Annotated in this window: 10 protein-coding genes; 4 read left to right on the top strand and 6 right to left on the bottom strand. The window is 68.1% G+C overall.

What is annotated here, in order from left to right; translation table 11 throughout:
- Positions 1-83: 83 nt before the first annotated feature.
- The 3 genes from K7711_RS23580 to K7711_RS23570 form a co-directional block, all read right to left on the bottom strand.
- A complete protein-coding gene (locus K7711_RS23580; protein WP_222971609.1) occupies positions 84-2,312 on the bottom strand; it encodes a SulP family inorganic anion transporter in 2,229 nt (742 codons plus the stop codon).
- Positions 2,313-2,746: 434 nt separating this feature from the next.
- Positions 2,747-4,462, bottom strand: a complete 1,716-nt coding sequence (locus K7711_RS23575) for a DUF3556 domain-containing protein (RefSeq protein WP_222971608.1) — start codon at positions 4,460-4,462, stop codon at positions 2,747-2,749.
- Positions 4,463-4,583: 121 nt separating this feature from the next.
- A complete protein-coding gene (locus tag K7711_RS23570; protein WP_222971607.1) occupies positions 4,584-5,618 on the bottom strand; it encodes a LysR family transcriptional regulator in 1,035 nt (344 codons plus the stop codon).
- A 290-nt stretch (positions 5,619-5,908) separates the two neighbouring features.
- On the opposite strand from K7711_RS23570, the gene K7711_RS23565 reads away from it, so the two are divergent.
- Both K7711_RS23565 and K7711_RS23560 read left to right on the top strand, forming a co-directional pair.
- Entirely contained in the window at positions 5,909-7,042 is a 1,134-nt protein-coding gene (locus tag K7711_RS23565) for a 3-ketosteroid-9-alpha-monooxygenase, oxygenase component (RefSeq protein WP_222971606.1), read from the top strand.
- 35 nt (positions 7,043-7,077) lie between these two features.
- On the top strand, positions 7,078-7,326 hold the full coding sequence (locus K7711_RS23560) for a ferredoxin (protein ID WP_222971785.1): 249 nt from the start codon (positions 7,078-7,080) through the stop codon (positions 7,324-7,326).
- Positions 7,327-7,364: 38 nt separating this feature from the next.
- On the opposite strand, the gene K7711_RS23555 is transcribed toward K7711_RS23560, so the two are convergent.
- Together K7711_RS23555 and K7711_RS23550 are read right to left on the bottom strand one after the other, a co-directional pair.
- A complete protein-coding gene (locus K7711_RS23555) occupies positions 7,365-7,859 on the bottom strand; it encodes a DUF6508 domain-containing protein (protein ID WP_222971605.1) in 495 nt (164 codons plus the stop codon).
- Between the two features lie 201 nt (positions 7,860-8,060).
- Complete coding sequence (locus tag K7711_RS23550; RefSeq protein WP_308014925.1) at positions 8,061-9,206, bottom strand: FAD-dependent monooxygenase; 1,146 nt, start codon at positions 9,204-9,206, stop codon at positions 8,061-8,063.
- A gap of 58 nt (positions 9,207-9,264) precedes the next feature.
- On the opposite strand from K7711_RS23550, the gene K7711_RS23545 reads away from it, so the two are divergent.
- On the top strand, positions 9,265-10,170 hold the full coding sequence (locus K7711_RS23545) for a LysR family transcriptional regulator (protein WP_235747630.1): 906 nt from the start codon (positions 9,265-9,267) through the stop codon (positions 10,168-10,170).
- A gap of 112 nt (positions 10,171-10,282) precedes the next feature.
- On the opposite strand, the gene proS is transcribed toward K7711_RS23545, so the two are convergent.
- Complete coding sequence (gene proS, locus K7711_RS23540) at positions 10,283-11,722, bottom strand: proline--tRNA ligase (RefSeq protein ID WP_222971603.1); 1,440 nt, start codon at positions 11,720-11,722, stop codon at positions 10,283-10,285.
- 246 nt (positions 11,723-11,968) lie between these two features.
- On the opposite strand from proS, the gene hpnE reads away from it, so the two are divergent.
- Entirely contained in the window at positions 11,969-13,315 is a 1,347-nt protein-coding gene (hpnE, locus tag K7711_RS23535; RefSeq protein WP_222971602.1) for a hydroxysqualene dehydroxylase HpnE, read from the top strand.
- The last annotated feature ends 17 nt before the right edge of the window (positions 13,316-13,332 follow it).

Below are 13,332 nucleotides of genomic sequence, written 5' to 3'. Positions count from 1 at the left end.
AGTCTGAGAAAAAGAATTCCAGTGGGTTAACACTGCACTAGAACCGGTGAGCACGCCCCGGATCCCCCGGGCCGCCGCGGGACCTACTGCGCTACCACCGGTTCTCGCATGTCCACCTCGAATCCATCTGCGGCATCGGTGAATTCGGCGATCCCGTCTGCGGTGATCTCCAGCACCCGGGCGGTGCGAATGTCGAAGAACAGTCCGGACAGCACCAGACCGCGTTCGGCGACCGCTCGGGCGATCCGTTCATGGCGCGCAAGGGTTTCCAGCTGCACCGCGACGTTCACCATGCCCAGTCGATCGACCTCTCCGAATCCCGCCGCCGCGGCCGCCGCCGCGACCGGGTGCCCGAGCCGGAATTGCTCCAGGGTGCCACGCCCGTGCGCCAGCCAGTCGTCCAACCCGGATCCGGTGACCCGCTCGTGGTACAGCGCATCCATTGCGCCACAACCCGAATGCCCGCACACCACCACCGACCGGACCTCGAGTTTGTCCAGCGCGTAGACGATCGCGGCCTCGACCGAGCTGTCCTGCCCGCCCTCCGGGATCAGATTGCCGATGTTGCGCACGGTGAACAGATCACCGGGCCCGCTGCTGGTGAACACGTTCGGGACCAGCCGGGAGTCCGAGCACGTCACGAACAGCGAATCCGGGTTCTGCACATCGTGCAGCGCGCCCAGGTGCGGCCGCATCACATGCGCGTGGCCGCGGTGGTAGGCGGTGATGCCGGCGGCGATCGGATCGACCAGCGGGGTGCGCCGCCACGGGCCCAGCGTCTCGGTCAGCAGCCGCCGGGCATGCCCGCGCGCGGGTGGACCGGAGGCCAGATCGGCGATGCGGGCCGCGCCCATCTCCACGAATTCCACTGTTCCACCGGTCTTTTCGTGGTCCTTGGCCCATTCGTGCAGGGAATCGGAGGCAGCGTGGTCGAGGAAGTCGACGGTCAGCTCCACGGTGACCGGCACGCCCGCCGGCACCCGCGCGAGCTCACCGGTCAAGCGCGGTACGGCCAGGAAGGTGCAGGTGCCGTCGATGGTGACCAGCCAGCGATCGGCTCCGCCGACCGGTTCGGCCGCGACGACCACCCGCACCACCCGCCACAGCAGCAGCGCGAAGGCCAGCACCAGCCCGGTCAGCATGCCCAGCAACAGATTCCAGAACACCACGACCAACACGGTCACCGCGTAGACGATCAGATCGCCGCTGCGCCGGGCCAGCCGGATGTGCGCCAGTTTCACCAGACCCATGCCGATGACGATCAACAGCCCGGCCAGCGCCGCCTTCGGAATCTGTTGCACCACATCGACGAACGCCACCGCGAAGATCAACACCCACACGCCGCTGAGCATCGTCGAGACGCGAGTCCGCGCGCCCGCGTTGACGTTGGTGATGCTGCGCACGATCACCGCCGCGACGGGCAGTCCGCCCAGCAGACCCGAGGTCATGTTGGCCACGCCCTGGCCGAGCAGTTCCCGGTCCAGATCACAGCGCGTACCCGGCCGCAGCCTGGTCACCGCGACCGCCGACAGCAGCGTTTCGACACTCGCGATCAGCGCGATGGTGATCATCGTCAGCGCCACCGCACCCCAGCCGCCGGACGGCAGCGCGGGCAGGGAGATGTCCTGGAACAGCGGGCCGCGCAACGAGATTCGCGCGATGCTGGTCGGCACCACCTGCGCCACGGCGGTCGCGGCCACCACCGCCACCAGAGGTGCGGGCACCCGCCGGATCGCGGTCGGCAGATACCGCCAGCCCAGCAGGATGGCGATCACCAGCACGCCGACCAGCGCATCGCCGGGGTGCACCGAGACCAGCTGATGCGGCAGCTGCACGATGCTGTCCCACGACGAACTCAGCGACTGTCCGCCGAGCAGCACGTGGACCTGTTGCAACGTGATGACGATGCCGATCCCGGCGAGCATGGCGTGCACCACAACTGGTGCGATCGCCAGGGCGCCACGCCCGATCCTGCTGAGCCCGAACAGGATCTGCAGCACTCCCGCACCAGCGGTGATGAAACATGTTACCGCCCAGCCGAATTGGTGGATGCTCTCGGCGACCACCACGGTCAGACTGGCCGTCGGGCCGCTGACCTGCAACGTCGATCCGCCACATAATCCGGCGACCAGGCCGCCGATCACGGCCGCGATCAGCCCGGCGGCCACGGGCGCCCCCGTGGCCACGGCGACGCCGATCGATAGTGGTAGAGCGACGAGGAACACCACGATCGAGGCAGGTAGGTCGTGGCGGAACACTTCCGACAGGCCGGGGAACGGTATCCGTCGGGCCGGATCGGTGTCGTTGGACATATGTCTCCTTCGCCGAACCGGGGCAACCGGATCGGTTCATCGGCCGAACATGTACTGGCATCGAGAGCAGGGCGGAACTGATGCGGCCCGGACACCGTCGTGTCGCGTAGCGGCCGCGGGAAGACCCCGCAGAAGCGGGTCGCGACAATCGTAAAGAATCAGCAAAGGATATGAAAAGTCATATTCCCGTGACTGGGTATCCGCTACCGAATCGTGATCTTGTTCAACGAGCAGCCGCCGCCCGGCCGGCGGCGCCGCGCCACAGCCAGGGTGCTTGTGCCGCAACATCTTCGGCTTACCGCTCGCCGGACGCAGTCCCCGCACGCACAGCCCGACCGCTACCGGATGCACCCGGCAAGTCAGCCGATCCTCCGGCGAACAGCCTACGACGGGCCTCGCCGCTCAGAAAGGTCCCGAGGACCCCTTCCAGGGTGTCACTCGGCCACTTGCACCGGCACGTCATCGGCCCACGGCTGCCGAGTCACCATATCGGCGACCCGGACGTACCCGCGCTCGAATTCGCCTGTGGCAGCATCGACGAGGCGGTACTGCTGGGTCTGGTGGTGGATGGGCTGACCGTCGAGCAGTACGACGCGCACCTCGCCGGGTTCGAATCCGCAGCGTTCCTGCAACGCGGCGATGAGCTGTTCGTTGTGCATGTGACCGTCACCGAAGTTCCAGCCGATCGCGGTACTGCAGATGCGCTCGCCGTCGGTGATCGTGTAGTCGTCCTCGTTGCCGTCGGCCATCGCCCGGTGCGCGAGGGTGAACAGCGCCCGGCCGTGAGTGTTCATGGCGCGGAAGGCATATCCGAGATACAGCGGGATCTGCGCGCGGTCCTTGCCGTAGAACTTCTCCAGCTGTGCCTGGGGCATGCTGGCGATCGCGACGATGTTCGCCCCGATCTTGGCCGAGGCCGAGGGCTTCACACACCACAGCGTGGTGTCCCAGTTGCCCGCGTAGTACCGCATGCCGGGCAGGAAGGAGATATAGCGCGGGAACAGATTCCCCGCGACGACGATGCCCGCGATCACGAGGAAGAACAGCGCCACCGGCACGGGATGCTGCAGACCGGCGAGTCCGCGATCGGCGTGCGCCACGAAGAGTGCGAACACCCCGAAGATCATGAAGACGTTCCACTCCAGCGGCACGCCCATCGGAATCGCGGTCAGAATTCCGAGGTGGAAACACACCATGACGGTGGCCGCGATCGCGGTCGGCACGCCGCCGTGGGTGAAGAACAGCGCCAGCGGCACGCACAGCTCGACCACGGTGGCACTGTGCGCCACGATCCGCGAGGCTCGCCCCGGCCGCAGATCGTCCGGGAACTTCTCGAAGAACATCCGCTTGAGCGACCGGTGCCGGATCAGCGGATTGTTGGACATCATCGTCGAGATGACGAACGGGAAGTGCCGGTTCAGTTTCGAGACCGCCGCACCCATCCAGATCACCATGAACACCAGCTTCGCCGCGACGAGCGAGTCGGCGCCGAACAGGAAGGCCAGGGTCAGCGAGCCGTAGACCTCGCCGCGCGCGGCCAGGAAGATCGCCTTGTCGCGCAGGCCCAGCACCGCCAGCAGCACCAGGATCAGCACGATCTGCCAGACCGGCAGCAGCCCGACCGTGGTGTGCAGCGCGGGCATCGGCCCGGTGCCGTCGGACAGCAGCGCGATCACCGTGACCACCAGCAGCGCCGCGTACAGCGCGATGTCCACCGGCGTGCGGGCCGTTCCGGCGGTCAGCGGAACCCGCCGCGGCCACGGGGGAAGCCGGATGGTGCGGGGCCGCAACCAGTACAGGATCGATCCCATCGGCGGGAAGTAGCGGTTGTTCAGCGGCCCGAACCCGCAGCCGAGCCCGATCACCTCGAACAGCAGCGTGTAGAGCACGACCTTCTGGAACACGATCGGCTCCGACCACCACCGGCCGACGTCGAGGAATCCGTCGATTCCCTTGGTGGACAGCACGATCAGCCAGCCGAACAGGATGTACAGCAGGATCTTGCCGACGTAGGCCAGATGCAGGACGACCGGCGTCCCGAAGCCCACCTCCGCCCAATGCCGCGCCATCGGCCGGATCCGCTCGCCGCGCGTGCCCTTGCTCCACTCCGCCACATCGATCACCGGCAGATCCGGTTCCAGGAACCCCATCACACACTCCCGTCCGCTTTTCACCCGGATCGTCGTCGAACTCCGATCCGGGCCCAGCCACGGTGGCATGTCGGCCGTGTGCTGTCAATCATGTCCGGACATGTGTCCTGATGAGTGTGCGTCAGCCCGCCCGGTGCGCCGTCGACGCCGGAACGGGCGGGGCGGGCAGAAAGAGGGGCCGGTCCGATTCGGGAATCCAGCAGTCCGCACCGATATCGCCGTTGTAGTTCTCCCGGACGTGCGCGATCAGCGGCGGCAGCCCCGGATGCGCACCGGCGCCGGCCCACAGCAGCGCGTGCGGATAAGCGGGAGTGGGATCGAAGATCGGCAGGCGGCGGATGTGCGGATGCCACGGGAAGCGGTAACCGTCCCCGGCAAAGCTCGCCAGCGTGTCCGAGGCCGCGAGACGTTCCAGAACGGCCTCGAGCCCGAACGGGCCGCGCCCCTTCTCGCGATCGTCCTCGCGTTCGGGCGAACCGCCCGGCACCCGGCCGGTGACGATCTCGACGCCGCTGAATTCGCTCCACTCCCGGTAGTAATCGGCCCATTCGGACGGCACCGAAGCTCCGGGAACCCAGACCGGATAGGCCGCGATCTGCGCAGGCGTGACCGCCGACTGCGCGGCCAGCGGATGATCGCGGCCGACCAGTAGGTGCAGCGGTTCCAGATGGGCCGGGACGGCTCCGATTCCCGGCGGCAATGCGCGCGGTCCCCCGTGCTGCCGCGCGAACGTCGCGTCGACGCGGCCGTTCAGCAGCGCGTCCCGACCGGACCGGAACGCGGTGGACATCACGATCTCGACGTCCGCCTCCGGATTGCGGTCCAGGTAGTACCGCATCGACACCGAGGCGACGTGCCGTTCCCCCTGGACCGCGACCCGCAGTGGTCGCACCTGCGCCCGCGCCGCGACCACGGTGTCCTGCGCGACCGCGAGCAGCGCGCGGGCGTGCGGCAGCACCTTCGCCCCCGCGGCCGTCACCGCGCTGCCCGAGCCGAGCCGATCGAACAGGCTCACCCCGAGCTGACTCTCCAGTTTCGCGACCCGCTTGGACACGCCCTGCTGCGTGATACCCAGTACCCGCGCCGCGTGACCGAACTGTCCCTCGTCCACCACCGTCACGAACGCCCGCACCGCCGCCAGATCGAGATCCGTCACCACACCTCCCGTTACTCCGGCCGGTTGTGCATCCTAGCGAGCGCGTCGGCGGCTCCGCACCCATGGGAACAACCGGTGGTTGTCGGATGCGCAACGCCCGCACGCCCTCTCGCGCACCGCGTCGCAAGGTACCGACCGCCCGGATCGCCGTGCCGCGACCTCCGTCCGGTCAGTGAAACTGACTGCCCGGCAAGGCAGTTGGCGGTGTTATAACCGAGGTCATGCGGATCGGCCCGAATCTGAGGGCCGTACCAGCCCATTTCCGCACGCACGCACTCCAGGAGGTTGCCATGACAACCGTGCACGACGAGGTTCGCCAGATCCGAGCCGAGGCGGCGCCGGCCAGATTCGCCCGCGGCTGGCACTGTCTGGGCCTGGTCCGGGACTTCTCCGACGGCGAACCGCACTCCATTCAGGCATTCGGCACCCGGCTCGTGGTGTTCCGCGGCGCGGACGGCACGATCAACGTCCTCGACGCCTACTGCCGGCACATGGGCGGGGATCTGTCCGACGGTGAGATCAAGGGCAACGAGATCGCCTGCCCGTTCCACGACTGGCGCTGGGGTGGCGACGGACGCTGCAAGCAGATCCCCTACGCCCGGCGGGTGCCGCCGCTGGCCCGCACGCGCGCCTGGACCACACTCGAACAGGACGGCCTGCTGTTCGTCTGGAACGATCCGGAAGGCAAGAAGCCGCCCGCCGAGATCACCATTCCGCGCATCGAGGGCGCGGGCAGCGACGAATGGACCGACTGGCACTGGTACACCACGGTGGTCAACACCAACTGCCGCGAGATCATCGACAACATCGTGGATATGGCGCACTTCTTCTACATCCACGGTTCGCTGCCGACGTACTTCCGGAACGTCTTCGAAGGACACGTCGCCACCCAGTACTTCAACGGCGGGGCACGCGACGATCTGCCCTCCCCCGAGGGCAAACCCAAACCGCTGGGCACCACCTCGGTCGCCGCGTACTACGGGCCCTCGTTCATGATCGACGATCTGGTGTACCACTTCGAGGACGGCGACTATCAGACCGTTCTGCTCAACTGCCACTATCCGATCGACGCGAATTCCTTCGTGCTGCAGTACGGCATCATCGTGCGCAAGTCCGAGACGCTGCCCGCCGACGAGGCGATGGCCACCGCGATCGCGCTGGGCAATTCGGTGAAGGCCGGATTCGAGCAGGATGTCGCGATCTGGAAACGCAAGGCGCGCATCGACAATCCGCTGCTGTGCGAGGAGGACGGCCCGGTCTATCAACTGCGCCGCTGGTATCAGCAGTTCTATGTGGACGCGGCCGAGGTGACCCCGGAGATGGTGGACCGCTTCGAATTCGAGCTCGACACCACCCGCCCGGTCGAGGCGTGGCAGCAGCAGGTCCGGGAGAACGTCGCGCGACAGGCCGAGGCGGCTTCGTGACCGGACCCGCGGACGAGCGGCTGCGCACCGCACCGATGTCACCGGTGCGGTGCGGGCAGTGCGGTGCGGGGGTGCTGGCGCGCAAGAGCACGTGGGCGCAGACCAGCGTCCAGTGGAACGCCGCCGCGACGGCCGCGTGCGTGGAGCGGCATGCCGCGGCGGAGTTGTCCCGAGCGCCGCTGCCGTACTGCACCTCGATGCGTGAATCCATCCGGGCCGCAGCGCAATCCGGGGATCTGCCGGTGCTCGACCCGGAGGCGGGCGGACCCGGCGAGCGGTCCTGAGCGGCGTGTCCGGCCGCGCCGCCGGACACGCCCCGCGCTCACGAACGTCGCCGCAGCCGCCACCGGCTCCAGCGCCGCTCGTCGGCGCGCCCGCTGCGCGCGGGCACCAGCACCGGCTGCTCGCCGTGCCAGGTCCGCAGGCGTTCCAGGGCTGTGGCCAGGGTGCCGTCCTCGAGCAGGTGCGCGATGGTGCCGGTGACGAAACGCTCCGAATTGATCATCATGCTCAGCACCCGAACCGATTCCGCGACCGGCGCGTCGGCCAGGCCCAGCCCGGTCTCGTACCGGCTCAGACCGTCCCACTGCCGCCAGGGGAATTCGACGACCACGCCCGCGCCGTCCAGCGCGGCTAATAAGACGTTCACCTCGTCGCTGTAGCGGATGTACGGCTGCTGCCCGGAGTTGAAGATCCACTCCGACTGCGGGCCTTCGGAGGCCAGCATCTTGTCCGCCGCCGACCACAGGGTGCCCCAGCAGTCGGAAGACGCCGCACGCAGCCGAGATTCGATCGCCGCGTCATCGAGAACATCCACCACGCCACCGTACCGCGCACCCGCACAGGCGATTCCCGGCCGCGGTGAGCACTCCGGCGGCTAATTCGGATATCGCGTGGCCCGCCGGGCCGAGAGCCGGTCGCCACAGCTCGCCAGCAACCGATAACTTCCTCGAACCGGTTGTGGCGGGCCGGAATTCGGCGCCCCGCCGGACGAACCGTCCGGTCTCGGTTCCGGCGTTCAGTTCTCGCGGTTGGGAGCAGTGGTCAGCATCCAGTGACTGAACGCCGCGTACCGTTGCGCGAACTCGCCCGCGTCGGCGGCGAATTCGACCTCGGTCGAGAAGGCCCGGACCCGATCGAACCGTTCCGCGCGACGGCGCTCGTACTCGCTCAGGGCGCTCGCGAGATCCCCGTCGGCGGACAAGCAGGCGCACAGCACGCCGACGTCCTCGACACCGAGCGTGCCCCCGGCGGAGATGTGCGGTGAAAGTCCGTGCGCCGCATCGCCGATCAGCACCACGTGCGGATCGGTCCAGTGCGACAGCTCCGGGACGAGCAGGATCGGATTCTCCAGGATCGCGTCCTCGGGGGTGGCCTCGATCATCCGGAGAAGATCGTCGTGCCAGCCGCTCTCGGCGAGGTTGTGCGCCCGCGCCAGGGCGCGCTCGCGCGGCGTGCCACGCAACTCCCCGACCTCGAACTGGTTGACCATCCACATCGTTCGATCACCCGACAGGCGGGAGTATCCGCCGCGCGTGCGATCGCGACCGACCGTCAGCACCGTCCCCTCGGGACGTTCCGCGCCCGCGGGAACCACTGCGCGCCAGGCGTAATGCCCCGAATGGCGCCGCGCGGCGCTGTCGGGTACGAGTGCGGCCCGCACCTTGGAGTGCACGCCGTCCGCGCCGACGAGCAGATCCGCCTCGAGACCACGCCCGGATTCGAGCAGCACGCGCACCCCGTCGCCGGTCTCGGTGAATCCGGTGACCCGATCGCCGAGCAGAATCCGTTGCAGGCCGATCGCATCGGCCAGCAGAACGTTCAGTTCCGGCCGCGGCACGAGCAGGAACCGGTGCTCGTAGTCGCCGTATCCCGCGGCGCGCACCGGACGACCGGCCTGATCGAAGAACCACGCATCGATCTCGTGCCCCACCGCCCGCACGGCCGCACCGATGCCGAGCCGATCGAATTCGCGAAGTGCGTTCTCCCACAGACCGATTCCCGCACCCGCGGCGCGAATCTCCGGCGCCTGCTCGACGACGGTCACCTCGTGCCCCAGCCGCCCGAGCGCGGCTGCCGCCGTCAACCCGACCAGTCCGCCGCCCGCGACGACTACTCGCATGATCTTCTCCCCTTGCCGAAATCCGCTGGTGTCGAGATCAATTCAACGATCGGGCAGATATGATTGCAAATGCATCCTTTTTATCTTTACTATGCGTCACATGCATGTGGATCTGAATCTGCTCACCGCCCTGGACGTCCTGCTCGCGGAGCGCAGCGTCGGCACGGCGGCGGATCGCATGCAGCTGTCCCAACCGGCGATGAGCCGCACGCTCGCCCGGCTACGCCGGGTGACCGGCGATCCGATCCTGGTCCGCTCGGGCCGGTCCATGCTCCCGACGCCGTACGCCGAGCAGATCCGCGACGAGTTGCACACCCTGGTCGAGCAGGCGCACGCGATCCTCACCCCGCCAACGGATTTCGATGCCGCGACCATGCAACGCACCTTCACCGTCCAGTGCAACGACGTGCTGGCCAATGCGATGGCCGCGGACCTGCTCACCCGCCTGCGCCGGGACGCACCCGGCGTCCGGCTGCGGATCCTCGGCGAATCCGGCACGACATCGGACGAATTGCGCCAGGGGCGCATCGATGTGCGCCTGAGCGCCGACGAACCCGACGAGCCGGATCTGCGCGCCCGCGTCGTGGCCACCGACCACCTCGCCCTGGTCCGCACCGGCCCCGACGTTCCCGGCACGCTCGAGGAATTCGCGGCGATCGATCAGGTCGTGGTATCTCGGCGCGGACGCCTGCGCGACCCGATCGACGACATCCTCGCGACGCACCAATTGTCCAGGCGCGTAGTGCTTTCGGTCCCGACGATCGATATCGCGCTACGCGCGGTCGCCGCGGGCGACCTCACCACGGTCGCCCCGGCCTCGTTCGCCCGCCGCGCCGCACACCCCGGCCTGACCGTCCACCCACTCCCCTTCGCGCTGCCGCCGATCCGCGCCGTGATGTCCTGGCACGCACGGGTGGACGCCGACCCGGCCCACAGCTGGCTACGCGACCTGATCGCCGCCAGCGCCGCAGCGTCGATCGGGCAAAACATATCGACTCCCGGATGAATCTCCCTGTCGCACAACCGAGCCGCGACTCACCGGCCGATGCCCAGCCTCGCGCAGAATTGACGCGCCGTCGGCACAGCGTCCGGCCCCGGCGTGCAGGGCCGGACACCGATCAGTACGCCCGGCCGAAGATGACCCGTTTCCCGTAGGCCGACGGCGCGTCACACCGCACACACGTCCCGGTGGCGGGTTCGCCGTCGGTCGGGATGCAGCGCGGGGTGGCGGCGGTGGCGGATTTGATCTGCTCCTCGCATTCGCGGGTGCCACAGTGCAATGCCACCGCCCAGCCGGTCGACACGGCCTCGGTGAATTCCTCCCAGGCGTCGACGATTCGGGTGTGCTCGTCGCGGAATGCGGTGGCGCGGGCCAGCAGGTAGGACTGGAATTCCTCGAGGATCACGGGGATCTGCAGAGGCAGGGAATCCAACGGGAGCGCCTGTTTGCCTTCTCCGCCCAGACGTTTCACCATCATCGCGGTGCCGTTCGCCAGATCGCGCGGGCCGAGTTCCAGGCGGATCGGCACACCGCGCATCTCCCACTCGTTGTACTTGAATCCCGGGGTCAGCTGCGGACGGGCATCGACGTGCACCCGCACGCCCACCTCGCGCAACGCACCGGCCAATCGTTCCGCGGCCGCGCCGACCTCGGTGTCCTCGCCCCGGACGATCGGCACGATCACCACCTGATACGGCGCGAGGCGCGGCGGGAACACCAGCCCCTTGTCGTCCCCGTGTGTCATCACGATGCCACCGACCATCCGAGTGCTCATCCCCCAGGATGTGGTGTGGCACAACTCTTCTCGACCCTGCTCACCGGTGTACCGGATGCCGAAGGCCGTGGCGAAGTTCGTGCCCATGTAGTGCGAGGTCCCCGCTTGCAGGGCGCGCCCGTCGCGCATCATCCCCTCGATGGTGTAGGTCGCGACCGCACCGGCGAACCGCTCGCCCGGCGTCTTCTCCCCGGGCACCACCGGCATCGCGGCCAGGTCCCGGGCGACCTCGTGATAGATGTCCAGCGCGAGCATGGTCTCGCGCAACGCGTCCGCGCGGTCCAGATGTGCGGTGTGGCCTTCCTGCCACAGGAATTCGGTGGTGCGCAGGAACATTCGCGGCCGCATCTCCCACCGGACCACATTGGACCACTGGTTCAGCAGCAGCGGCAGATCCCGGTGCGAGCCGATCCACTTGGCCATCATCTCGCCGATGATGGTCTCCGAGGTCGGCCGCACCACCAGCGGCTCGTCGAGTTCCTTACCGCCCGCGTGCGTGACGATCGCCAGCTCCGGGGAGAAGCCCTCGACGTGTTCGGCCTCGCGACTGAGGTAACTCTGCGGAATCAGCAGGGGGAAATAGGCATTCTCGTGGCCGGTGTCCTTGATCCGCCGGTCCAGTTCGCCCTGTAGCTGCTCCCACAGTCGATAGCCATACGGTCGGATGATCATGGTGCCCTTGGCCGGGCCCCGGTCCACGAGACCTGCCTTGAAAACCACCTCGTTGTACCAGGCGGCGAAGTCCTCACTCTGCGCTGTCACACCACGTTCATCCCGTGCCATGGTCGCTCAGGCTACCGGCCGCGATCCCGATCCCCGCCATCAGCGTGTCCTCGGACGTGACGAGCCGGCGGCCGCAATCGCGCTGCGCCGCCTGTGCGGCGTCACCATCGACCGCCGATCCGGTTGGTAGTCGCCGACATCCATGGTTGCAGCAGTGAAACATCAACCCTATCTTTGACGCATACTCGGAGCAGGGGTCGCCGTGATCGTCTGCCCTTTCGCATCTCTTCGACCTGGAGGTCGCAGATGGACAACACCCGCCGATACGTGATCGTCGGTGGCGGGCTGGCCGGACTGGCCTCCGCGGTATGGCTCGCCGAGGCCGGACATCGGGTGACGTTGCTCGAGCGGCGCGCCCGGCTCGGCGGACGCACCCAGGCGCTGCGCGTGCCGGAGGTCGACGATCTGCCCGACAACGGCCAGCACGTCCTGGCCACCGGATACGAGCACCTGTTCCGCTACCTGCGCAGCGTGGGCACCGACCATCTGGTGGAATTCCCGCACGGCGGCGCCCTGCGCTGGCCCGGCGGTCGTTCGGTTCTGATGCACACCAAGGGAATCCGCGCACTGCCCACACTGCTGGGGGCGCACCCCGATGCGAACCCGCTCGAACGGTTGCGCGCGCTGCGGGCAACGCTGCGACTGGGCCGCCAAGCCCTGTTCCAGCCTGCGGATCTCGCCGACATCACCACCGAACGGTGGTTCGAGCGAGTCGGCATGCCTGCCAAAGCCCGTGAGGCCCTGTGGGATTGGCTGGCGCTGGGGATCGCGGCCGAACGGGTGGACCGCGAGTCGGCGAAGGTGTTCGCCGATGTGCTGGCAACCGGTATCCGCCAAGGGATTCGGCATCGTCACGCGGTCGGCATCGGCTATCCGGTGGTCGATCTGGACACCCTCTTCATCACCGGGGCCCAGCGGGTGTTCGAACGTTACGGGGTCGAGGTGCGGTATCGGGCGGTCGCCGACCGCGTCGTCATCGAGGACGGCAGGGCGACCGGTGTGCGCCTGGCCGACGGCACCGTGGTTCCGGCCGACGGCGTCGTCGTCGCGGTGCCGAACTCGCGCATCCACGGACTGCTCGACGGGCTGCCCGAGCACGCCGAGTTGTACGCTGCGGCAGATAAATTGGGCTACACGCCGATCGTCAGCACCAACCTCTACCTGGATCGGCCGCTGGGCACCAAGGCCGCGATGGAGGCGATCATCGGCGGGACGGGCGTCATCGACGAGGTGTTCGACCGGCAGCGCATGCATCGACGCGTCGCCGAGGGCGCGTGGCTGTACTGCCTGACCACCAGCGGTGCCTACGAGCAGATCCACAAGAGCAACGACGAGATCATCACCGAGCAGATGGAACTGCTGCGCAAGCACTATCCGGCCGCCGCGGCGGCCCGTGTCGTGCACGCGCAGGTGGTCAAGATGCCCAGGGCCACCTTCTCCCAGGCCGTCGGCACCGACGGGCTGCGCCCCGACCAGCGCACCTCGGTCCCGAACCTGGTCATCGCCGGGGACTGGACCCGCACCGACTGGTCCGCAACCATGGAGAGCGCAGCGCAGAGCGCCGCGAAAGCGGTTGCCGCACTGACGAAGTAAGCCGGCTTCCCCGGCGT

This window comes from Nocardia coffeae, assembly GCF_019890715.1.
Taxonomy (GTDB): Bacteria; Actinomycetota; Actinomycetes; order Mycobacteriales; family Mycobacteriaceae; genus Nocardia; species Nocardia jiangxiensis.
The sequence above is the reverse complement of the archived record's forward strand: the minus strand, read 5'-3'. Positions and strand labels throughout refer to the sequence as shown.

What these genes read in the sequence shown, in the direction of transcription:
- K7711_RS23580 (WP_222971609.1), bottom strand. Translation starts at nt 2,312, where the DNA reads ATGTCCAACGACACCGATCCGGCCCGACGGATACCGTTCCCCGGCCTG.
- K7711_RS23575 (WP_222971608.1), bottom strand. Translation starts at nt 4,462, where the DNA reads ATGGGGTTCCTGGAACCGGATCTGCCGGTGATCGATGTGGCGGAGTGG.
- K7711_RS23565 (WP_222971606.1), top strand. Translation starts at nt 5,909, where the DNA reads ATGACAACCGTGCACGACGAGGTTCGCCAGATCCGAGCCGAGGCGGCG.
- K7711_RS23560 (WP_222971785.1), top strand. Translation starts at nt 7,078, where the DNA reads ATGTCACCGGTGCGGTGCGGGCAGTGCGGTGCGGGGGTGCTGGCGCGC.
- K7711_RS23545 (WP_235747630.1), top strand. Translation starts at nt 9,265, where the DNA reads ATGCATGTGGATCTGAATCTGCTCACCGCCCTGGACGTCCTGCTCGCG.
- proS (WP_222971603.1), bottom strand. Translation starts at nt 11,722, where the DNA reads ATGGCACGGGATGAACGTGGTGTGACAGCGCAGAGTGAGGACTTCGCC.
- hpnE (WP_222971602.1), top strand. Translation starts at nt 11,969, where the DNA reads ATGGACAACACCCGCCGATACGTGATCGTCGGTGGCGGGCTGGCCGGA.